The organism is Rhodococcus jostii NBRC 16295 (genome assembly GCF_001894825.1).
Classification (GTDB): domain Bacteria; phylum Actinomycetota; class Actinomycetes; order Mycobacteriales; family Mycobacteriaceae; genus Rhodococcus_F; species Rhodococcus_F jostii.
Window position 1 is genome coordinate 1 of record NZ_BCWY01000091.1, and the last position, 22243, is coordinate 22243.

The following is a 22243-nucleotide window of genomic DNA, read 5'->3' on the forward strand; positions in this document are numbered from 1 at the left end:
CTGTGCCCGAGGGGTCCGCGTGCTTCGGTGAGCGCACGCCCCCAGTGGAAGGTCTGTGGCCCCGGGCGATGGCGAGGGAGGTGCCTTGGCCTGCTGCTGGTGACACGCCGTGGGCGGCGTCACCGATCATCATGGCTCGTTGATCGCCCCAGGTGGGGAGGTTGGGTACCTGTTCGGCGGTGCAGGCGCAGCGGATTCTCGGTGACCGATATCCGGACATCGACTGGCCAGGGCTCGTGAACTGCTGGCGCGGAATGTATTTCGAGTCAACGTTAGCGTCGGGGACGCGACGGTCGACTCGATCTACCGTCGAGCGCTCGAAGTGTGTGCCGTCGTCAACATCAGCAGGCACGGCCACCTGCCCTGGGATGCACTCTTCGCCGCGGAGATGGCAGGGGCGTTCAAGCCGGATCCGCGGACTTCGTGGACCTCGCCGCGCAACTCGGCTGCTGAATCGCGACGCCTGCCTGTTCGCTCATGGTCGCGCAGCGTCGAACCGTGCCGTGTACTCCGCAAGGAGCGACTCGAGTCGGCTGACCATAAAGCTGTAGTACTCATGCATTGCCTGGAAGCGGGCGCGCTGTTCGGGTGGGAGGTTCTTTCCGCGGGTTTGGGCACTCTCCGCCAGCGCCAGCAGTTCGGTCGTCTGCTCGAGCTGGTGCTGTAGGCATCCGATCCAGGCGTCGTCGCGCCATCGGTAGACGAACTGGCGACTTCCCGGCTCTTTGAATCGTTCCACGGTGCCGGTGGTGATGAGCAACCGGGTTGTCTCGGATACCGATCCCTTGCTCGCATCGAGCGCATCCTGCAGTTGCGCCATCGTCATCGGAGCCGCGCTGAGCATCAGCACGCCTGCGGCTCGACCCGCCATGGGGGGCCAGCCCATCGCACCGCCGATATGCACACCGAAGTCCTCGATGAGGGAAGCCTTCTCCACGCTGTCGCTGCCGTCGACGGACACCGCCACCTCCATTCGGTCAGAAAAAAATGAATATTCACTATTGACTGAACTCTCCGTCTACAGAATCATACTCGGCAGGACCCGGGTGCTTCCCGAGACCTCATGCGCGCAACTCGTTACGGAGGTTTGTTGTGACCGAGACAGGCTGGGACGTCATCGTGGTGGGTGCGGGTTCGGCGGGGGCCGCGCTGGCGGTCCGCTCCGCAGAGAAAGGCAAGCGGGTCCTGCTCCTCGAGGCCGGACCGGACTATCGCTCGGCGCACATGCACCAGGCGTGGCGGTCACCCAACCCGATCAGGGCATTGCTCGACCCGACGGCGACCGAAAATCTGGTGTGGATGGGGCTCGATGCGGCACGGACCGAGAAGCAAGCGCCTGCGCCCTACTGGCGAGGTAGAGGGGTCGGCGGCAGCTCATCGATCAATGGACAGATCGCGATCCGTCCCCCGATGGAGGACTTCGACGATTGGGTCAGCTGGGGTTGCGTGGGTTGGGGGCCCGACGACGTCCTGCCGTACTTCGCCAAGCTCGAGGACGACGAGGAGTACGGCGACGAGGCCTATCACGGCCGAGGTGGACCGACCCCGATTTACCGCATGTCCCAAGAGAACTGGGGATCCGTTGATACCGCGCTGTGCAGGGCTGCCCTGTCGGCCGGTCATGCTTGGGCCGCGGACGTCAATGCACCCCACGCCATGGGTGTCTCGCCGTACCCGATCAACTCACGGTCCGGGCGGCGTGTGTCGGTCAACGACGCCTACCTCGAGGCCGCTCGCGAATCCTCGACCCTGACGATCCGTGGCGACACCCTGGTCGACCAGGTGATCTTCTCCGGAGACCGCGCGGTCGGCGTCCGGATCATCGTCGACGGCACCGTCGTGACCGAGCACGCCGACGAGGTGATACTGAGCGCCGGCGCGGTCCACTCTCCGGCGATTCTCATGCGGTCCGGAATCGGTCCGTCCGGACATCTGCGCTCGTTGGGGATCGAAGTGCGCCAGGACCTTCCGGTCGGGCGAGGTCTGCAAGACCATCCGATGGCGGTGGTGTCGATTCCTCTGATCGACGACGCCGGGATCCAGAGCCCGGACGACCGGCACACCAACGTCTGCGTCCGCTACACCAGCGAGCCCGGCGCCCCCGCCGGCGACATGATGTTCGTGTCACAAAATCAGAATGTCGTTGCCATGGCCAATCCTGATATGCGCGCGTTGGCAGGTGCGTTCGGCGTCTGGGTGAATCAGGCGTACTCCCGCGGCGTGTTGACGCTGACCTCGGCCGACCCGGCGGATCAACCTCAGATTCACTCCCGGATGCTCTCCGACGAGCGGGACCTGTCCCGTTTGCGCGACGGGATACGCGACCTGGTCGAACTCGCTCGAGACCCGGCGGTCGCCGCCATCACGCATGGGCCGCTCGAGACCGAGAACAGGGCCCTGTTCTCGGTACTCGACAGTGACAGCGAGCTCGACGACCACTTGCTCGCAACCGTCAGCGATGTTCAGCACGCCACCAGTACGTGCCGGATGGGTGCAACCGGGAACGCGGACACCGTGGTCGACCCGTCGTGTCGGGTCCTCGGAGCCGACAGGCTGCGGGTGGTCGACGCATCGATATTCCCGTCCGTCCCGCGGGCCAACACCAACCTGACGGCGATCATGGTCGGCGAGCTCATGGCCGACCGTATCCGCTGAACTCCACATCACAGGGAAGGCAACACTTTTCGTATGAAGACCTTACAGAACTTAATCGGTGGAAGATGGGTGGATTCCCAGAGTTCGACGCTGCATGATCTGGTGAACCCCGCCACCGAAGACGTGATCGCACGCTACCCCGGCGGATCGCCTGACGATGTCGACCGCGCCGTCGATGCGGCAGTGAAGGCGCAGCCTGGGTGGGCGGAGCTGCCGGTCGCCGAACGCGTCGAACATCTGACCCGGTGGGCCACGGCGATCGCCGAGCATGCCGAGGAACTCGCGGAGCTCGAATGTCAGGAGATGGGGAAGCCGGTCGCCCTCGGTAGATCCTTCATCGACGGCGGCGTCCAGGGATTTCGGACCGCGGTCGAAGAGGCACTGACCTATCCCTTCGTCGAAACCCTCCCCGGCGCGGGCGGCGGCGGAACGACAATCCTGCGTCACCCGCTCGGCGCCACCGCCGTCATCACCCCGTGGAACTTCCCCGTGCCGATGGTGCTGGGTGCTCTCGGGCCGCTGCTCGCCTCAGGCAACACCGTCGTGGTCAAGCCGTCCGAACGTTCACCACTCTCCACCGCCCGGCTGTTCGAGTTGTCGACGTTGCCTCCAGGCGTGGTCAACCTCGTCCTCGGCGACGCCCGGGCGGGGGCACCGCTGGTCGAGCATGAGCAGATCCGGCTGGTCCACTTCACGGGTTCCGTCGAGGCCGGCCGACGGATCGGCGCTGGAACCGGTGGGCGATTGTGCCGGTCGATCCTCGAACTCGGCGGCAAGGACCCGGTCGTCGTCGACTCCGGGGTCGATCCTGTCGCGACCGCCGCCGCGATCGCCTTCGGTGCGTTCGTCAACACCGGTCAGATCTGCACATCCATGGAACGCATCTATGTCCACCAGGACATCGCCGAGGAGTTCGTCGAGGCCCTGGTCGCCGCTGCATCCACCTATGCCCTCGGTGACGGCCACGCCGCCGATACCGTGCTCGGGCCGTTGGTCGATGCACGCCAACGCGATATCGTCCATCGGCACGTTACCGATGCCGTCGAGCGCGGCGCTCGCGTCCACATCGGCGGCGTGATCCCGACGCGGAAGGGGTTCTTCTACCCGGCCACTGTGCTCACCGACGTCGACGACTCCATGCTGGTGATGACCGAGGAAACGTTCGGCCCCATCGCCCCGGTCGTTGTCGTCTCCTCGTTCGAGGAGGCGCTCGAGCGCGCGAGTTCGTCACGCTTTGCGCTCGGGGCTACCGTCTACACGCACGACCCCGACCACGCCGCCGCGGCCGCCGGCATCCCTGCCGGGGTGACCTGGATCAATCAGTGGCAGGGCGGTGGCCCGGAGAGGCTCTACGAGCCCGCAGGCGACAGCGGCATGGGCGCAACAGGCGCGCGAGCCGCGTATGACGCCGCGACCCGGCCCGCAACGATTCACACCGCCCCCGCAACCGCGGCCACGCTCTCATGACACCGGCTGCCGTCGGAGCGAAAGCTGCTGTCGAGCAGAGGATTCGACGGTACGAACGGACGCTCCTGGAGTTGTCTCACCGTATCCACGCGAACCCTGAGCTGGGATTCGAAGAATACCGAGCCAGCGAGTGGGTCGCCGACGAACTCCGCGGCGGGGGATTCGAGGTGCAGCACGGCTGCTACGACCTACCCACTGCAGTGCGCGCCACGATCGGATCGGGCCCCGTGCACGTCGGAATCTGCGCCGAGTACGACGCCCTCCCCGAGATCGGGCACGCATGCGGCCACAACATCATCGCCGCAGCCGGCGTCGGTGCCGCCCTGGGCCTGGCCGACCTCGTCGACGACCTGGGGTTGACCGTCACACTCCTCGGCACCCCTGCCGAAGAGGGCGGTGGCGGGAAGATCCTCCTGCTCGAACGCGGTGCCTTCGACGGGCTCCACGCCGCGATGATGGTTCACCCCGCCGCCGTCGAGATGGCGGCGATGCCCGGCACGGCTGTTTCCCAGTTCGAAGTAGCGTACAAAGGCAAGCCCGCCCACGCCGGGGCCCATCCCGAACTCGGAGTCAACGCTGCGGACGCGATGCTCATCGCGCAGGTAGCGATAGGCCAACTGCGACAACAAACTCGCGGAATCGACCGAATTCAGGGCATCGTCACCGATGCCGGCACCGCCGCCAACGTGATCCCCGATACTGCGGCCGGACGCTGGATCGTCCGCTCCGATACCGCGGAGGCACTCGCCACGCTCACTACGCGCGTGAAACTCTGCTTCGAGGCTGGGGCGCTGGCCACCGGATGTGCCATGTCGATCACGCCCAGCGGACCCGACTACGCGGACTTGCGTCCGGACGCCACGCTGCTCGCTCGATACCGCGCGAATGCAGAAGCCCTCGGTCGCAGCTTTCCTGATCTGCCGGACGGAATGGTGGGTGCAGCGACCGACATGGGCAACATCTCTCACGTCGTGCCCACTATTCACCCCATGCTCGGCCTGGACTGTTATCCCGCGGTCAACCACCAACCTGAATTCGCCGACGCCTGCATCGGCCCGGCAGCCGACAGAGCCGTTCTCGGGGGTGCTATCGCAATGGCGTGGACTGCAGTGGATTTCGCGGAACAGCATCCGGCGAATCCTCACTGAATGAGTGAAGCCAGTGGCGATCGGAGAACGTTCGGTCAGGACGACCGGTCTCGTGACTGTGCACTTCAGGCGAAGCACCATTTTTCGAAAGGCATGACACTATGAGACTCGACAAGACATTGTGCTGGGACGGCGAACTGACGGTGACGCGGCACGACCGGGAAACCGGAGTGTCCTTCATCATCCGCTTGGACTCGACCCGACTCGGACCTGCCGCGGGTGGCACCCGCGCGGCACAGTACGCATCCTTCGGTGAGGCGCTCGAAGATGCCGGCAGACTCGCGGGTGCGATGACGTTGAAAATGGCCGTCAGCAACCTCCCGATGGGCGGTGGCAAGTCGGTCATTGCTCTCCCTGCTCCACGCAATGAGATCGACCAGGGCACATGGGAACGAATCCTGACCCTGCACGCCGAGAACATCGACAAACTCGCCGGCAACTACTGGACAGGCCCCGACGTCAATACCAACTCGTCGGACATGGACATTCTCAACGACACAACCGAGTTCGTCTTCGGCCGTTCCGCCGCGCGTGGCGGAGCCGGTTCCAGTGCACTCAACACGTCGTTGGGTGTCTTCGAGGCCATGAAGGCGACTGCCATGCACCGAGGACTCGGGACGCTCGACGGTCTCACCGTGCTCGTTCAGGGCCTCGGCGCGGTCGGCAGCGGGGTGGCCGTCCTCGCGTCGCAGGCCGGGGCGCGCCTCCTCGTCTCGGATACCGACTCCGAGCGGTTGGCCTGGGCTCGGCAACTCGGTCATGCCGTTGTCGGGATCGATGACGTCCTGACCACGCCCTGTGACATCTTCGCGCCCTGCGCGATGGGCGGCGTACTCGACAGCGCGGTCGCCTGTGAACTGCCCGCGTCCGCAGTGGTCGGCGCCGCGAACAACGTCCTTGCCGACGACGAGGCGGGAGAAATCCTCCACAAGCGCGATGTCCTGTACGCGCCCGACTTCGTTACCAACGCCGGTGGCGCACTTCACTTGGTCGGCCGAGAGGTCCTCGGCTGGAGCGAGGAGACGGTCGGAGCGCGCACCCGACGCATCGGAGAAACACTTGCCGAGGTCTACTCTCTCGCCGAGAGCGAGGACATCGACACTGATCGTGCCGCGCGAATTCTGGCTCGCCGCCGGATCGAGACAGCGACTCCGCTCCGCGTATAGCGAACCCCTTTCCGGAAGGTTCGGAGATGCCGGTCTGTGTGAGCCCGAGTGGCGTCATAGTGGAACGTGATGTGAACACGACGAAAGGAAGATCGTGGACCAGAGCGCGCTGTTGACCGACGCTTTCGATCGCATTCAGGAGACCGTGCATTCCGCGCTGGCCGATCTGCCCGCCGACGCCCTCACGTTCCGGGTGGACGCGAAGGCGAACACCATCGCCTGGCTGGTCTGGCATCTCACCAGAGTGCAGGACGACCACGTCGCCGGGGTGGCGGGGAGCGAGCAGGTGTGGACGTCGGGCGGGTGGGTCGAGCGTTTCGACCTGCCGTTCCGGGTTGCCGACATCGGTTACGGACACTCCGCGGACGAGGTGGCCAGGGTGCAGACCGGGGCCGATCTCCTCCGGGAGTATCACGATGCCGTGCACGACCGCACCGTCGATTTCGTCCAGTCGATCGGTGCGGACGACCTCGACCGCATCGTCGACGAGCACTGGGATCCGCCGGTGACTCTCGGTGTCCGGTTGATCAGCGTCGTCTCCGACGACCTCCAGCACGCGGGGCAGGCGGCGTACGTCCGCGGCCTCTACGAGCGCCGCTGAGCCGCGACTACTGCTCGTTGGCGGCGAGCCACGCCTCCACCCGTCGCCGGGACCGGCGGCCGACCCGTTCCCGCACCGCCGGACTCACCCGCGCCGCACCGTGCATCGTCCCGTTGCCGGCCAACGCCAGCGGGACGAACCAGGCGGGCACGATCGGCAAACCGAGTTCGCGCATGCCGCTTTTACCGGAGAACAGTCGCTGAATGCTGAGCAGGCGCTGGCGGTTGAGCCGGCGCCGCAGGGGTTCCGCAAACGGGTAGTGGAACGTGGCCCACGATTTCTGCAGTGAGTCGGCCAGCACCCGGGAGTTCTCGTCGGGGCCGGGTGCGAACATCCCGATCTGGCACATGTTGCGGCGGCCGGTGTTCTCGTCGTCGACCAGCCAGTGGTCGTCGATGCCCATCAGCCAGCCGATGTACCGCCACAGGTGCATCGCGTCGCGGCCCTCGTCGGCCGAAACCCACACGCCCAGCGACCGGAGTCCGACGAGGAACGTCGTCGAGAAGAGCGCGAGCGTGCCGGCCTGGTCGGACTGGTTGATCGGCATGCCCCAGTCGGACACGTCCCAGTCCTCGTCCTGCAGCAGGGTGAGATTGACGAACGCGTGCATCAGCCGGACGTGGACGGACAACTGCCAGCCCCGACGGTCGCGGTCCATGCCGTCGGGTAGCACGCACTCGTACCACCACCGCACGGTCTCGGTGACCCGCTGACCGGCGCCCTCACCGACGAGTCTGCCGGTGGCCACGAGTTGGCGGGAGGTGGCTGCGCTGCGGTACCCGTTCATCAGCGAACCGGTCGCCAGCAGGTCGAGACCGGTCATTCCGCTGCGCAGGCACACGGCGGCACCGTGCTCGAGGCGGCGGTCGTCCACCCACGACGGCCGGTGATCCACGGCGTCGAAGAACGCGGTCAGTGGGGGCGTGGCGTTGGGCACACTGCCGATACCGGCGGACAGGGCCTGCGAGAACTGGGCCATCGTCACGGTCTTGTCGACGAGAATCGCCCGCGCCAGCGCGGCGCCGACCTCGTCCTGACTCGCGACCGCCCGGGCATGGAGTTCCCGCTCCGACGCGGTGGGCGTCGGGTCGCCGTGGACGAAACGCGACAGCGTCCGCATCGACCGACGGCCCCACTCCGAGTCCATGTCGAACCGCCGCGGGGGTGTGAAGCCGGAGAGTCCGGGCGCGGATTCCCGGGACTGAATTTCTGTCATGTCCGATGCACTCGATTCGCTCGTCGAGACAGGCGCGGCGCGGTGTCGCCGCCCTGCTCCGGGGCTGTGAGTTACAGTTCACCCCACCTAATCGGACGGGTACAAGTCGCATTGTGTGACAGATCGGGAGGGCTGCGCGAATGGGCACTGGCCAGCGGAAAGACCCCTCCCAGCAGCGTTCGCAGGAGACGGTTGCCCGCATCCTGTCGGCAACGGGTCAGGTTTTGCGGACCAAGGGGTACACCGGCTGCAGCACGAACGCGATCGCGGAAGCCGCGGGCATCTCGAAGGGCTCGGTGTATCAGTATTTCGCGAACAAGGACGAGATCATCGAGGTCCTGATCGACAAGATCATGGAGGACGCCACCGCCACCTTCGGGGCGAATCTCGAGCAGGCCGTCGCGAAGGGAACATTCCTGAAGGACGCCGCCCTGCAGACCCAGCTTCTCGCCGTCCTCGACAGGTACCGCGACATCCTCGGGTCGCTGCTCAACGACGCCCCGCACCTGACCCTGTCGGCGCACCGTTCCGTCCGGATCGAGGAGCGGTGCCGCGACCTCTTACGTACGTATGTGACGTTGAATCCGTCCGCGATCGGCCAGGGTGTCGACCTCGACGCGCTGCTTCTGGTCCTCACCGTCAGCTACCGCGAGGTGAGTTTGGAGTACCTCCGCCGGGACCTCCGCGACCGGCGAAACGAGCTGGCCACCGTCCTCTACGACATGACGATGGGCGGCCTCGCCGGAGGCGCGACACGCGGGGTGTAACGCGGAGGGGCTCTCGAGAGAAATACAGGGTGAGCCCATGGCGCTGTCGGACCCCGACCCGGCAGCGCCAGGGCCCTTTTTCTTTTCTGCCCGGTCCTACCGTCGCCGCCGCGACGGGGATCCCGGCACTTCCAGCCACACGACCCTTTCGAGTGCGCGGAGGTCGCTCTCGATCCGCCGGAACAACTGGTACACGCCGATGAAGGCGACGATGCCTCCCAGGCACAGCACGCGCACCGTCGCGTTCACGGCGTCGCCCGTGTTCCCGCCGACGAAGCTGAGCCCGGCGACGCCGATCAACGGGACGGACGCGGCGACGGCGAGATATCGGGGGAGACTCCGGCCGAGGGCACGAATTCGGTACCCGTCGCTCTTACGCAACTCTCCGTGTGACAACAGGATCGGGCACAGGCACCGCACGGCGTAGAAGGTGAGGATGAAGAACGGGTAGGCGAGGGCGACCGCTCCGCACACGGCGAGGGACGCGAGGAGTTGCGTGTACGCGCGCAGCGGAATCCCGCCGGCGGTGAACTGCAGGGCGATCGGGTAGGCGACGCCGGCGACGACCCACAGCCCGAAGCTGACCACGACCGCGCGGTCGCCGAGGCCGAGCGTCGCGGCCCGCGCCTTCCCCAGCACCTCGGGACTGTAGGTGCGGCCATCGCGGAGACCGCGAGGAACCGTGAGCGCGAGGCGACACCAGTAGACGATCAGCACCGCGCCCAGCGGAAACGCGACCCCGCCGATGACCAGGTGGACGAATTCGAGATCCTGCTGCGCCTCGACCGGCAGCGTGGCGATGATCAGCACCTTGTTGTAGTAGTAGTTGTAACCGGCTGCCAGCAGGTTCGGGATGCCGACCGCGGCGAGGACGATCGGCAGCGCCCACCGCCACATCGTGGACCGCAGGCTTCCGGGCGGAGGATCGACGAGATCGCGGGCGTGCGGGTCGAGGCAGAGCGCGAACTGGCGTGTCAGCTTCCGGCCACTCGACCACCGGTCGTTGCGGTCCGGGGCGAGGGACTTCACGAGGATGCGTCGCAGCGCGGCCGGGCAGTCTTCGGGCAACGAGGACCGCTCCGGGTCCACGCCCCGGCATCGCGACTCGCGCAGTGTCTGCGGCGACGCGGTTCCGTCGTCGGGGAACGGCCGCGACCCGGTCAGGAGCTCCCACAACATGACTCCCAGCGCGAAGATGTCGCTGCGGGTGTCGAGGTCCGAGGCGGTCCGCGGGGAGTTCGGGTCGACCGCTTCCAGTTGTTCGGGCGACATGTAGGCGACGGAGCCGCCGATGAATCCCCCAGCGCCGGGCGTCTCGACGCTGTCGCTCGAACTGACGTTGAAATCGGCGAGCTTGGGGATGCCTTCGAGGCCGAGCAGCACGTTCGCCGGTTTGATGTCGCGGTGCAGGACGCCGTGTTCGCGTGCGTAGTCGAGCGCGTCCGCCAGCCGGAGCCCGATCCACGCGACCGTCTCCGGCCACGACAGGGCGGCGATCTCGTCCCGCACGCTCGAGTACTCGGGCCGGATCTCCCCTCTCGCCTCGAGGGTGCGGTCGATCGAATCGAGGAGCAGCTTCCCGGACCGCTGCTCGGGTGGGGTCTTGCGGACCAGCCGCACCACGTCGAGGAGGGTGCCGCCGGGAACGTATTCCATGAACAGCACCCGCAGCTGACGGTCCTCCAGCAGGCGTTGGTCGAAGACGCGGACGATGTAGGGGTGGTCGAGCTGGGCCAGCATCTGCGGCTCGTTGCCGATGTTGCGGGAGATCTTCAACGCCACCCACCGCTGCATCGAACGCTGCCGGGCGAGGAAGACCCGTGCGAACGCGCCGCGGCCCAGCTCGATCATGAGATCGAAATCGTCGAGCCGCTTCCCGACGTCGAGGTCGTCCCGCGGCCCGAGTTCCGCGGCCGCCGTCCGACGGTCCAGGGTGCGCCGGTCGTGTTCGAGGAGGCTCTCGAAGCGGGCCGCCTGCTGCGGGTATTCGGTGAGGTACTCGTCGGGCTCGACGTCGGCGCCGCTCAGACGGCGAACCCGGTATTCCAGATAGACGAGTTCCGGTGGCAGTGCGTCGGCGAGCAGCTCCGGGAATTCGAGGCAGTAGTCGGCGATGCGCTTCGGGCGGCCCGAACGCAACCATCGGTACTCGAGGTCCACCTTGATCAACTCGATCAGCGCGGCGCGCCGGATCGCGGCGGTGTCGGGCAGATAGTCCGTGAGCTCGGCCGGTGAACCGGAGGATTCCCAGTCCGCGACGAGGCGTTCGACGCCGCTCTCCACGACGAACACCGGTTCGGCGCCCGACGTCGTCGTCGACGGTGGCAGTTGGGTGTCCTGACCCAGTTCGGTGGGCGGCCCAGACGCGACCGTCGAATCACTCGGCGGGCGATCGTTCATGGCACTTCGATTCCGGACGGTGCAGATACCGGCAGGTGCAGGGTCGTGCACTTGCCAGGGTATTCCTGGCGGTGCGCGAAGGGTACGAAAAGGGCGGGCCGTCACGTGCCTTGCCGGCCCCGCACTTTAAAAGTACATTGAAAGTATGTCTGTGGGTGAAGTGCCGTTCTCGGATATTCAGAACAAGGGGAAGGCGACGTTGTCGGCATGGCAGCGGTCGGGGGCGAGGCCGCTGCGGGTGACGCGACGCGACGACGAGGACCTCGTGTTGATGACGGCGGCGCGGGCAGATCAGGAGCGGGAGGTGCTCGCAGCTGCGACGGCTATGGTCGACGCCCTCCTGCACTCGGATGACGGCGATCTGGTCCGCAAGGTCGTCGAGGCGGCGTTCCCGTGGGTGAGCTACCTGTCGGTCGAGGAGGTCGCCGACTTCGTCGACGAGCTGATCGCATCGCTTCGGGCAGGGTCGTCGCTCGACAATCCGGCTCCGCCTGCCCGCACGATCGAGACGTGGCGCCATACGGCGGAGGTGTATGCCGATCCAGAGCTTGCCCGGATCCTGTCGACGCCGTCCGAGGGTGACTTAGGGGCCGTGTCGGTGCCGGAGCTGTGAGCCCGAAGCGAGGCGAGCGGGTCGCGCCGCCGGCCACGGGGGAGCTGTGGGAGCTGAGGTTCGCGACCAGTGATGCGGCGAAGGGATGGGACGACTTGTGTCGGCAGGCGCCGGCGAACACGTTGGTGGCGTATGAGGAGTTGCGTCGCCGCGCGGTCGCCGGGGAGTCGACGACGCGTCATCACCGGTTGAAGGGCCGACTCGCGACGGGGGTGCACAACGGGGTCGAGGTGGAACAGTGGCAGTTCGAGGTCACTGCCGGCGGCCGGGTTTGGTACATGTTGGACATCGAGCACCGCACCTTGTGGCTGAAGTACGCGGGCACAGGGCATCCCAAACAGACCGAATGATGTTGCCACTGATGTGGATCAGGCCTCGTCGAATCGACTTGGCGGAGTGGTCGTTACCGATCCGTACCGGCCTCGAGATGCAGCGGGATTCGGCCGGCCCGCCCGGATGGGCTCTCACGGGGCGACACCGTGTCCCGGAGGGCTCGGTAGGCGTATTCGGCCCGCACCTCGGCGGCCCACCCGGTGTGAGCGAGAACGGGGGCTTCCACCGAGTAGACGGTGCCGGCAGGAAGTGCGCCGACCAACTCGCTCAACGGGAGGTCGCCGTCGCCGGGGAGGAGTCGATCCGTGCGCGCTTCGGTGATCAGACCGGCGTGATCGGGTGGTGACTCCTTCGGGGCGTCACACAATTGAGCGTACGAGAGCCAGTGGTCGGGAACGGCCCGGACATCGGCGGTGCTGCCGGTCCGGGCCAGGTGCAGTGCGTCCACCACCAGCACCGCGGCGGGACTGGCAGCGTGGGTCAGCACCGCGGTGGCGTCGCCGAGGGTCGGTATCCGACTGAACGCCATGAACTCCAGGGCGAGGGCGACACCTCGTTGCTCGGCTTCACGGCACAGGCGCGCGAAGGTGTCGGCTTGTCGTGTGGGCTCCGGATCGTTCCCGTTCACCAGTACGTACTTCGCACGCAGGACCGACGCCACGTCGAGGATCCGCAGAGCGACCTCCGCGTCGTCCGTGCCGGTGATCCGCAGCACTTCGACGTCCAGGATGTCGATACCGAGGTCGTCGGCGCGGCGGCGAGTCTCCCACACCATGGGACCGTCGTCGAGCATGGGCCATTGGGTGTCGGTCGCTGCGGCTTTCGCCCGGATCCCCACGTAGTCGAAGCCGGCGCCGGCGGCGGCCGTCACCAGATCGGGTGGTGAGGTGTCGACGGCGGTGAGGGGGGAGAGTGACAACAGTGGTCTGTCGGTCATGACCGGGCCGCGTTCCCTTCCGACGGGACGAGCACGGCCGCGAGATGTTCGATCGCGAACTTGTATCCGGTGATTCCGGCACCGGCGATCACGGCATGTGCGATCGGCGAGATGAAGGAATGGTGGCGGAACTCCTCGCGCGCATGGATGTTGCTGATGTGGACCTCGACGATCGGGATCTCCGGGACGACCAGGGCGTCGCGCAGGGCCACGGAAGTGTGGGTCCACCCGCCGGCATTGATCACGATGGCGTCCGCGGATCCGCGTGCCCGGTGGATGCGTTCGAGCATCCCGCCCTCGTGATTCGATTGGAAGAAGTCCAGCTCGACATCCAGGGACGCGGCGATCCGCTCGCACAATGCGCGGACGTCGTCGAGGGTCTGGTGACCGTAGTGCTCGGGTTGCCGCGTGCCGAGCATGTCGAGGTTCGGTCCGTTGAGGACCAGGACGGTGGGTGCAGTCATCGCGCTTTCCTCGTGTGTCTGTGAAAAGAGTTGCGGCGCAGTTATTGCAAGCCGGCGAGAGCGCCCGAGGTGAGGGCGACGGGTTGCCCGGTCCGGGAGGATTCGTAGATGGCGAGGACGATCTCGAGCGCGCGACGAGCGTCGCGTCCGGAGACCGCCGGTGCGCGGTCCTCGACGATCGCGTGGACGAAGTCCTCGATCTGCATCTGATGGAACGGCACCAGACCGACGTGGATCTGCGAGAGCGGCGGGTCCGATTCGATGGCCGTCGAGTGCATCTGCCGGTACTCCTCCTCGCCGGCGACGGTCCAGATGTCGTTGACCGCAGGTGTGCCCTCCGGGAACTCCGTCAGGCTCACCGTGTGCCCGTTGCGCCCGCCGACCACGATCTGAGTGCCGAGACCGGGAGCGAAAGTCGTACTGGCGGTGATGGTGGCGAGTCCGCCGGACGAGAATTTCACGGTGGCCGCGACCGTGTCCTCGACCTCGATGTAATCGCCGTGCACCAGGGTGTCCACGTGGCCGGTCACTTCGACGGCGTCGCCCATGAACCACTGCAGCAGGTCGATGTAGTGGATGGCCTGAGTCATGAGGACGCCACCACCGTCGGTGTCCCAGCGGCCGCGCCACGGATCGGACGTGAAGTACTCGCGGTCGCGGCCGAGCCGGACGGTGCAGGTGGCGACGATGGGTGCACCACCGAGGTCGCCGGCATCGATGGCAGTGCGGATGCGCTGAGCGGCAGGCCAGAACCGGCGCTGGAACAGCACACCGAACTTGACCCCTGCGGCCGCTGTCGCCTCGACCATGCGGTCGGCCTCGTCGAGGGTGATGGCGATCGGCTTCTCACACAGAACGTGCAGGCCGTGTTCGGCGGCTGCGATGACGATCGCCTCGTGGGTCGGGTGCGGTGTGCAGATGGTGACGGCGTCCAGCGCGCTGCCGAGCAGTGCCTCGAGGTCGTCGTACGTGTGGGTGATTCCGTGTGCGGCAGCGAAGGAGTCGGCCCTCTCCTGGCTGGTGTCACTGCAGGCGACCAGTTCGACCTCGGGCATGGCGTGCAGGGCCTTGGCGTGATTGATCGCGATCTTGCCGCAACCGACGATTCCGACTTTCAGGCGTGCGGTGGTCATGGTTGTTCCTTCTGTTGGAGAACGTCTACAGGGGTGGGGTGAGGTGTTATGCGACGGGCTTGCCGAGCTGCACGAGCGGCGTCGTGTACGTCTCTCGAGCGGTGGACGCCGCCGCTGCCGAGATCAGGCACGCCGCGGCCACCAGGACGGCGACGGGGATCCAGTTCGTGCGGCTGTCCCCGACGATGGTCCACGCGATGGTGGGCGCGAAACCGGCGAAGGCGAAACCGATCTGGGTTCCGAGTGCCATGCCGGAGAACCGGACCTTCGTGTTGAACATCTCCGCATAGAATGAGGGGAAGACGGCATTCGGTGCGCTGTAACAGATTCCGGTGAAGACGATCGCGCCGACGTAGATGAGCGCCACGTTGGCGGTGGAGATCGCCCAGAAGTAGAAGAAGATTGACACCGCGAGACCGACGACGCCGCTGATGAACACCGGCTTGCGGCCGATGCGATCGGCGAGGACGGCCAGCGAGGGTTGCATGACCAACGCGACGACGTTGGCGACGACGGCCGCCCAGAGCATGGTCGGACGGCTGATACCGACCTCGGAACTGGTTGCGAACGCGAGTCCGAAGACGGCGAAGATCGTGCCGCCGACCGACTGGAACGCACACAGGATCACCCGCAGTACGTCGGTCGAGTGGGTGCGCAGAAGCGTCGCGACGGGGAAGCGTTCGAGTTCGCCGTTCTCCCGGTTCTCCGTGAAGACCTCCGGCTCCTCCAGCTTGCGCCGCGCGATGTATGCGGCGAAGACGACGACGGCGCTGGCGAGGAACGGGATGCGCCATCCCCAACTGAGAAGCTGGTCTTCCGGCAGGGTGGCGACCGAAAGGAATACCAGCGTGGCGAGGATGAAGCCGGCCTGCGTGCCGGTGAGGGTCCAGCTGGTGAAGAAGGCCCGGCGGTGTTCCGGTGAGTGCTCGAGGGTCAGCGAATTGGCTCCGGACTGTTCGCCGGCCGCCGAGATGCCCTGACAGACACGGAGGCAGACGAGGAGGATCGGCGCCCAGATTCCGATGTGCTTGTACTCGGGCAGACATCCGATGAGGAACGTTGCCGTGCCCATCAATCCGAGGGTGAACAGCATGATCTTCTTACGTCCGACGCGGTCTCCGAGATGTCCCAGCAGGACCGCTCCGATGGGCCGGGCGATGTACGCGACACCGAAAGTTGCCAGCGACAACAGGGTTCCGGTCGCCGCACTCGACGAGGGGAAGAACACCTTGCCGAAGACCAGGGCCGCCGCGGACGCGTAGATGTAGAACTCGTAGTACTCGAGCATGCTGCCGAGAAACGCGGCGGTGGCAGCTCGTTTGACCTTGCGAAGGTCTGTCCGAGGACCGGTGCCCGTGGCATCGATAGTCGTCGTCATTCGGTTTCTCCTCTGTGCGTGCATGGCACCGCTCCACTGGCGTTCGTATGGCGAACGGAAGTTCGTCCTGCGCAGATCCTGAATGTAGCGCACGGAATGTGACAGGCGCAATAACTTTGTACCTCACGGACCAAAAAGTGTCCAGTAGGTACAAAGAGCATGGCAAAGCTCCCTCACCAGGCGTGGGAGGTGGGTGACGGGGCTCGCGTGAGCGAGGTCAGATGCAGACGTACCGGACCGCGACGTCACCGATGACGGTGCGCAGATGCGCCCGCAGGTCGTCCGCGGCGAGGTCGCGCTGGAACAGCGCGTCGAACGTGTACTGGTTGGAGATGCGGAACAGCGACATACTGTTGATGAGCATGTGGACGTCGATGGCCTCGATGTCCTGACGGAACACGCCGGCGGCCTGGCCGCGGCGCAGCACATCCTCGAGGACCGCCAGCACCGGCATTCCGAGTCCGGCTACCTCGTCGGACTGCCGAATGTACTTGCCTTTCATCATGTTTTCTCCGCTGACGAGGCGGACGTAGGCGCGATGCGTGTCGTGGTGGTCGAAGGTCAACTGCGCGATCAACCTCAGTGCGTCGACGGGTTCGGCGTGCTCGAGATCCACCTCGTGTTCGAGTTCCCGCATGAGCTTGTAGTTGCGCTCGAGTACTGCGGTGTACAGGCCTTCCTTGCCGCCGAAGTAGTAGTAGATCATGCGCTTGGTGGTCTGGGTCTTCTCGGCGATCTCGTTGACGCTGGCGCCGGACAGGCCCTTCTCGGCGAACTCTGCGGTCGCGACTTCCAGGATGTCCGCCTGGACCAATGCCGGATTGCGGCGCGCTCTCACGGGTGAGACGCGACTGCGCGGGCGATCGCTGATCGCCTCTTCGTGTTCGTCGGGCGACGCCGTCATCGGTGGACCACGGCCCAAGCTTATCCGAGCGTGTTCCGCACTCGATCTTGACGGAGTGTGGTGGCGGTGCAACACTGAACTCGATGGTTCAGTATTCCGCACTCGACGCCACGTTCGCGGCGCTGGCAGATCCGACGCGACGTGGGATTCTCGACCGGCTCGGCGAAGGCGCGTGCACGATCAGCGACCTGGCCGAACTCTTCGAGATGACCCTGACCGGCATCAAGAAGCACGTGCGACTGCTCGAAGAGGCAGGAATGGTCGTGACCGAGAAACGTGGCCGGGTGCGGTACTGCATGTTGGGGACCAACTCACTCGACCGTGAGGTGGCCTGGATTCGCGACTACCGGCTGTCGCTCGAAGGCCGGCTGAACCGTCTGGACGATTTCCTCAATCGAACGGAAGGCACGTCATGAGCACCTCGCAGACCCCCGCGACCGCCACCCTCTCGACGCCGACGGACCGTGAGATCCACGTCGAACGCATCTTCAACGCCCCGCGCGAGCGCGTGTGGGCCGCATTTACGAGACCGGAACTGCTCGCCCAGTGGTGGGGCCGCGGAAACGAACTCGATGTCGAGCGCTGGGAGTTCGAGCGCGGCGGCCACTGGCGCGTCGTCGAGCACTCGGACGGCGATACCCACGGCTTCGAGGGCAGGTTCCGGGAGATCACCCCCGAAGAGCGTCTCGTGTACACGTTCGAGTGGGACGGCATGCCCGGCCACGTCATCATCGAGAACAACACCTACACCGACCTCGGTGACGGACGCACCAAGCTGTCGGTCGTCAGTCAGTTCCACACTCCAGAGGAGCGCGACGGCATGCTGCAGTCCGGCATGGAAGGCGGCATGAACGAGAGCTACGCGGCGCTGGATGCGGTTCTGGCGCAGACGAGCTGGTGATCGAAGCCCGTCAGGCGTAGGGGGCGGGGGTGCTGCCACCGATCGAATGACGTTGGTGGACTTCCCCCCTCATTCTCGTCACGGTCGGCGCGCCGTCCCCGGCTTCGGACTCGATCTTGGCGAGAATCTTCACCGCGGCCTCCTGTCCCATCTCGGCCAGGGGAGGGGCGTAGGACGTGATTCCGGGTGGAAACACCTCGTACCATTCGGGATTGCCGTGTGCGGCGACAGACAGCTGGCCGGGCACCGACAGGCCGAGGTCGGAGCAGGCGTGCAGGACGCCCAGCGTAATTCGGCTACTGGCGGCGATGACGACGCCGGGCAGATCGCCGGCGATCGCGTGCATCGCATTCCGCCCCCATCCAGAGGTGAAATCGCCCTCGAGGATACGGAAGCGGCGGCCCGCAGTTCCCTTGGACGCCTCCGGTATTCCTGCTCGATCGACGGCGTTGCGGAAGCCGCGCATGCGGTCGGCGGTGGTGCTGTGATCGGCCCCGCCGATGACGAGTGCGAGATCGGTATGACCGGACTGCAGGGCCAGATCGGTGATCGCTTCGACACCGTATTCGTCGTCGCTGACGACGGCATCGGTCTGTAGTGGGACCGAGTGGCGGTTGAGTTGCACGATCGGCACGCCGGTCGGCAGTGCGCGCCGAGCGTCGACCGGGACGTGGATGATTCCGTCGACGCGGTGATCGAGCAGTGAGCGCAGTCCGCGTTCCTCGGATTCGGGATCGTTGCCGCTGGCGCTGACCACGAGTTGGAAACCGGCCTCGAAAAGTACGGACTGCAGTACGGCGGCGCTGTCGGTGTAGAACTCGTTCGAGATGTCGGGTAGCAGCAGTCCGACGACGCGCGTCTTGTTCTCCCGCAGCGCCTGGGCCACCTTGTTCGGCCGATAGCCCAACGCGTCGGCGGCCTCGAGGATTCTCTTGCGCGTGTCGGGGTCCACGTAGCCGCGCCCGCTCATCGCGCGTGAGGCGGTACCCACCCCCACCTTGGCCAGCGCGGCGACATCCTGAAGTTTGGGCACAAATCCACCATACCCAACATATCCGCAGGTAAAGCCACCGAGGGCGGCGGTGGACGCTGGTGAATTCACCTCTCTTGACAGAACGAGTGGCTTGCGCCACAGTGATGTGGAACCGATTCCACATGGTCTGAGTCACAACCTCGGATGTCGGAGATCCACTACGTCAGCGAAAGGTCCTACGTGTCCATTCAGTCAAAGAACCCGTTCTCCCTTCTCACGCATCTGGCAGGCGACGAGACGCAACTCGACATCTTCTCCGCCGACAGCTGCATCGAGAGCTGGTTGGCCACCGAGCGGGCCCTCGCCGTCGCGCAGGGTGAGCACGGGGTCATCTCGGCAGACGACGCTGCGGCGATCGCCGCAGCGTCGCGGATCGACACCATCGACCGCGATGCCCTGTGGGAGACGTCGAAGAATGTCGGCTACCCCATCCTCGGGCTGGTGCGGCAGATCTCCGGGACGCTTCCGGAGGGACCGAACGGTCGCGTCCACTACGGTGCGACCACGCAGGACATCATGGATACCGGGCTCGCTCTGCAGCTCGCGCGGTCGCTGGCCGCACTCGACCGGCAGCTCGGCGAACTCGGCGATGCGCTCGCTGTCCAGGTCGAGGCCCACGCCGGCACCGTGATGCCCGGCCGCACCCACGCCCAGCAGGCGGTGCCGACCACCTTCGGCGCCACGCTCGCGACGTTGCTGGGTCAGTTCACCCGCCACCGCGACCGTCTCCGGCAAGCAGTGCCGCGTATCGCCGTGATCTCCCTGTTCGGGGCGGGCGGCACGTCCGCAGCGCTCGGAGCGAAGTCCGCGGACGTCCGGACCCGCGTCGCCGATCTGCTCGGCCTGCACGACACCGACATCCCGTGGCACGTCGACCGTGACGGTATCGCCGAATACGGCTGGCTCTGTGCAACTGTCGCGGCGGCGTGCGCGAAGCTCGCCCGCAACATCGTCGACCTCTCCCGCACGGAGATCGGCGAAGTCTTCGAGCCCTACAGCAGCCACCGCGGTGCGTCGTCGACGATGCCGCAGAAGGTCAACCCGATCTCCTCCGAGGCCATCATCGGACTGTCCCAGACCGCCGGAGCACTGCTGTCGTCACTGAGCCGCATCCAGGAAGCAGGCCACGAACGCAGTGCCGGTGAGTGGCAGATCGAATGGCAGGTGATTCCACAGCTCGGGGTCCTCGCCGGGAGCGCCCTGTCCGAAGCTCTGGTCATCGTCAAGGGAATGCGGGTCGACGCCGACAGGATGCGCGCGAACCTCGACCTCGACGGCGGGTTGGTCATGGCCGAGGCACAGATGATCCAGCTCGCCGAAGCCATGGGCCGCGAACGCGCCCACGACCTGCTCTACACGGCCGCCACGCGCGCTCGAGCCACGCATCGTGTTCTCGCCGAGACCCTCCGCGAGGCCGCGGCGGAGGCCGGTGTCGCCGAACTGCTGCCCGCACAACTGGTCACCGCCGACGACTACCTCGGCGAGGCGAAGGACATCGCCGCGAGTGCTGTCCGCGGATGGCACGACCACGCCGTCGGCGGCGAAGACCTGCCCTCCATTCCTCGGCTTGCAAGGACCTGACATGAGCACAGTGACCACGGTGACGGAGCAGCCACCGAAACTCGCGGGCGAGGAACGCTTCGACTACATACGCGGGCGTTTCGGCCTGATTGCCGCGCTGCCCCTGCTCATCGGCATCCTCGTCCTGCCGATCGACATGCCGAACCCCCAGCAGGCCATGCTCGCGGTCCTGACCGTCGTGGTCCTACTGTGGATCACGGAACCCGTCCCCATCCCGGTGACCGCGCTGATCGGCATCGCGCTACTCGTCGTCCTCGGCGTCGGCACACCACAGGAGGTGTACGGTTCCTTCGGCTCCGCGACGGTGTTCCTGGTGATCGGCGCCTTCATCCTGGCCCGCGCCATGACCGTGCACGGCCTGGACCGACGGTTCGCCCTCGAGGTGCTCTCGTTCCCGGGTATCGGCAACAGCACCTACCGCACCGCGGCGGCGTTCGGTATCGTCGCCTGCATCCTCTCGATGTTCGTCTCGTCGTCCGCCACCGCCGCGATGCTCCTTCCCATCGGCATCGGAGTCGTCAAGACCATCGGTGACCTGATTCAGGAGCAGAACCCGGGCATCAAGACCAACCGCACCAAGTTCTCCTGCCTGCTCATGCTGTCCATCGCCTACGGGGCGAGCATCGGGTCGGTCCTCACCCCGATCACCGGCATCGCCAACGTCATCGGCCGCGGCACGATCGAACGGATGACCGGTTACAAGGTCGAACTTTTCGACTGGATCTCCATGTCGGCGCCGTACCTCCTCGTGATGGGCGCGGTCATGTGGGTGGCACTGATCCTCGTCAACCGGCCCGAGGTGAAGCACATCCGCGGTGGGCAAGACTACTTCCGCGCGCACTACGCAGACCTCGGCCCGATGAACCGCGGCGAACGCAACGTTCTGGTGATCTTCCTGGTCACGGTCGTCCTCTGGGTGCTGCCCTCCCTGGTCACCACTTTCGGCATCACCAGCCCGATCGTCACCGCCTTCACCGACCACCTCAACGAGGGATCCGTCGTCGTCCTCACCGCCGGCCTGCTGTTCTTCCTGCCCCGCGGAAACGGGAGCGGCGAATCCACCCTCACGTGGACCGAGGCCGCCAAGATCGACTGGGGCACTGTCCTCCTCGTCGGCGCCGGTCTGACCATCGGCACCATGATGAACGCCACCGGGCTCGCGGAAACCCTCGGCACCACCATCGCCCGGGCCACGGGTGTGCACAGTTCCTGGGTTCTCGCCCTGATCGCGATCGTCATGGGTCTGATCATCTCCGAAACCACCAGCAACACCGCCAGCGTCGGCATCGTCGTCCCGATCATCATCCCGATCGCCCTCGCCATAGGCGTCGACCCGATCATCCCGGCCATGGCCGGCGTGTTCGGCGCAAACGCCGGAGCCATGCTGCCAGTCTCGACACCACCGAACGCCATCGTCTACGGGTCGGGGTACGTGCCGATGATCAAGATGATCTGCACGGGCATCTTCATCGACATCATCTGCATCCCCCTGATCTTCGGTGCCGTCGTCGGCATCGGATCCCTCCTCGCCCTCCACGTGTGAGCA

The 22243-nt window shown here is 66.1% G+C and carries 21 protein-coding genes; 12 read left to right on the forward strand and 9 right to left on the reverse strand.

Annotation, left to right across the window (positions count from 1 at the left end; translation table 11 throughout):
* Positions 1–475 precede the first annotated feature (475 nt).
* Positions 476–961 (reverse strand): GbsR/MarR family transcriptional regulator, encoded by a 486-nt coding sequence (locus tag RJ1_RS36630; protein ID WP_083400743.1) that lies wholly within the window; start codon positions 959–961, stop codon positions 476–478.
* Between the two features lie 131 nt (positions 962–1092).
* Here RJ1_RS36630 and RJ1_RS36635 point away from each other — a divergent pair, with 131 nt between their 5' ends.
* From RJ1_RS36635 to RJ1_RS36655, 5 genes are all read left to right on the forward strand, one after another.
* Entirely contained in the window at positions 1093–2655 is a 1563-nt protein-coding gene (locus RJ1_RS36635) for a GMC family oxidoreductase (RefSeq protein ID WP_073367907.1), read from the forward strand.
* Positions 2656–2724: 69 nt separating this feature from the next.
* Positions 2725–4122, forward strand: coding sequence for an aldehyde dehydrogenase family protein (locus RJ1_RS36640; protein WP_240319872.1), 1398 nt, complete (start codon positions 2725–2727; stop codon positions 4120–4122).
* Complete coding sequence (locus RJ1_RS36645) at positions 4119–5270, forward strand: M20 family metallopeptidase (protein ID WP_073367914.1); 1152 nt, start codon at positions 4119–4121, stop codon at positions 5268–5270. Before RJ1_RS36640 ends, RJ1_RS36645 begins: the two co-directional genes overlap by 4 nt.
* Before the next feature lie 101 nt (positions 5271–5371).
* The gene (locus RJ1_RS36650) at positions 5372–6436 is read left to right on the forward strand and encodes a Glu/Leu/Phe/Val dehydrogenase family protein (RefSeq protein WP_073367917.1); all 1065 of its coding nucleotides are present in this window, start codon (positions 5372–5374) and stop codon (positions 6434–6436) included.
* A gap of 94 nt (positions 6437–6530) precedes the next feature.
* The gene (locus RJ1_RS36655) at positions 6531–7037 is read left to right on the forward strand and encodes a mycothiol transferase (RefSeq protein WP_073367919.1); all 507 of its coding nucleotides are present in this window, start codon (positions 6531–6533) and stop codon (positions 7035–7037) included.
* A 7-nt stretch (positions 7038–7044) separates the two neighbouring features.
* Here the strand turns inward: RJ1_RS36655 and RJ1_RS36660 are convergent, their stop codons facing one another.
* Positions 7045–8253, reverse strand: coding sequence for an oxygenase MpaB family protein (locus RJ1_RS36660; RefSeq protein WP_073367921.1), 1209 nt, complete (start codon positions 8251–8253; stop codon positions 7045–7047).
* 140 nt (positions 8254–8393) lie between these two features.
* Between RJ1_RS36660 and RJ1_RS36665 the strand changes: the two genes are divergently transcribed.
* Positions 8394–9020 carry a TetR/AcrR family transcriptional regulator gene (locus tag RJ1_RS36665; protein ID WP_073367924.1) on the forward strand — a complete coding sequence of 209 codons (627 nt, stop codon included), beginning with the start codon at positions 8394–8396 and terminating at the stop codon, positions 9018–9020.
* A 96-nt stretch (positions 9021–9116) separates the two neighbouring features.
* Here the strand turns inward: RJ1_RS36665 and RJ1_RS36670 are convergent, their stop codons facing one another.
* A complete protein-coding gene (locus RJ1_RS36670; protein WP_073367926.1) occupies positions 9117–11420 on the reverse strand; it encodes a serine/threonine-protein kinase in 2304 nt (767 codons plus the stop codon).
* Positions 11421–11571: 151 nt separating this feature from the next.
* Here RJ1_RS36670 and RJ1_RS36675 point away from each other — a divergent pair, with 151 nt between their 5' ends.
* Together RJ1_RS36675 and RJ1_RS36680 are read left to right on the forward strand one after the other, a co-directional pair.
* On the forward strand, positions 11572–12033 hold the full coding sequence (locus tag RJ1_RS36675) for a hypothetical protein (protein WP_083400606.1): 462 nt from the start codon (positions 11572–11574) through the stop codon (positions 12031–12033).
* Positions 12030–12383 (forward strand): hypothetical protein, encoded by a 354-nt coding sequence (locus RJ1_RS36680; protein WP_073367931.1) that lies wholly within the window; start codon positions 12030–12032, stop codon positions 12381–12383. The genes RJ1_RS36675 and RJ1_RS36680 overlap by 4 nt, the downstream gene beginning before the upstream one ends.
* A gap of 53 nt (positions 12384–12436) precedes the next feature.
* On the opposite strand, the gene RJ1_RS36685 is transcribed toward RJ1_RS36680, so the two are convergent.
* The 5 genes from RJ1_RS36685 to RJ1_RS36705 all read right to left on the reverse strand — a co-directional run bounded on the left by RJ1_RS36685 (position 12437) and on the right by RJ1_RS36705 (position 17182).
* Positions 12437–13303, reverse strand: coding sequence for a sugar phosphate isomerase/epimerase family protein (locus RJ1_RS36685; protein ID WP_083400607.1), 867 nt, complete (start codon positions 13301–13303; stop codon positions 12437–12439).
* Positions 13300–13767 carry a type II 3-dehydroquinate dehydratase gene (aroQ, locus tag RJ1_RS36690; RefSeq protein WP_073367933.1) on the reverse strand — a complete coding sequence of 156 codons (468 nt, stop codon included), beginning with the start codon at positions 13765–13767 and terminating at the stop codon, positions 13300–13302. The genes RJ1_RS36685 and aroQ overlap by 4 nt, the downstream gene beginning before the upstream one ends.
* Before the next feature lie 41 nt (positions 13768–13808).
* Complete coding sequence (locus tag RJ1_RS36695; RefSeq protein ID WP_073367936.1) at positions 13809–14900, reverse strand: Gfo/Idh/MocA family protein; 1092 nt, start codon at positions 14898–14900, stop codon at positions 13809–13811.
* 46 nt (positions 14901–14946) lie between these two features.
* The gene (locus RJ1_RS36700) at positions 14947–16278 is read right to left on the reverse strand and encodes an MFS transporter (protein ID WP_073367939.1); all 1332 of its coding nucleotides are present in this window, start codon (positions 16276–16278) and stop codon (positions 14947–14949) included.
* A 217-nt stretch (positions 16279–16495) separates the two neighbouring features.
* Positions 16496–17182, reverse strand: coding sequence for a TetR/AcrR family transcriptional regulator (locus RJ1_RS36705; RefSeq protein ID WP_073367941.1), 687 nt, complete (start codon positions 17180–17182; stop codon positions 16496–16498).
* A gap of 83 nt (positions 17183–17265) precedes the next feature.
* Here RJ1_RS36705 and RJ1_RS36710 point away from each other — a divergent pair, with 83 nt between their 5' ends.
* Together RJ1_RS36710 and RJ1_RS36715 are read left to right on the forward strand one after the other, a co-directional pair.
* Positions 17266–17598 carry an ArsR/SmtB family transcription factor gene (locus tag RJ1_RS36710; RefSeq protein ID WP_073367944.1) on the forward strand — a complete coding sequence of 111 codons (333 nt, stop codon included), beginning with the start codon at positions 17266–17268 and terminating at the stop codon, positions 17596–17598.
* On the forward strand, positions 17595–18083 hold the full coding sequence (locus tag RJ1_RS36715) for an SRPBCC family protein (protein ID WP_073367947.1): 489 nt from the start codon (positions 17595–17597) through the stop codon (positions 18081–18083). Before RJ1_RS36710 ends, RJ1_RS36715 begins: the two co-directional genes overlap by 4 nt.
* A 10-nt stretch (positions 18084–18093) precedes the next feature.
* On the opposite strand, the gene RJ1_RS36720 is transcribed toward RJ1_RS36715, so the two are convergent.
* Entirely contained in the window at positions 18094–19116 is a 1023-nt protein-coding gene (locus tag RJ1_RS36720; RefSeq protein ID WP_073367949.1) for a LacI family DNA-binding transcriptional regulator, read from the reverse strand.
* Between the two features lie 180 nt (positions 19117–19296).
* Here RJ1_RS36720 and RJ1_RS36725 point away from each other — a divergent pair, with 180 nt between their 5' ends.
* Together RJ1_RS36725 and RJ1_RS36730 are read left to right on the forward strand one after the other, a co-directional pair.
* Positions 19297–20697, forward strand: a complete 1401-nt coding sequence (locus RJ1_RS36725; protein WP_240319873.1) for a class-II fumarase/aspartase family protein — start codon at positions 19297–19299, stop codon at positions 20695–20697.
* 1 nt (position 20698) lies between these two features.
* Positions 20699–22240, forward strand: a complete 1542-nt coding sequence (locus RJ1_RS36730; RefSeq protein WP_073367952.1) for an SLC13 family permease — start codon at positions 20699–20701, stop codon at positions 22238–22240.
* The last annotated feature ends 3 nt before the right edge of the window (positions 22241–22243 follow it).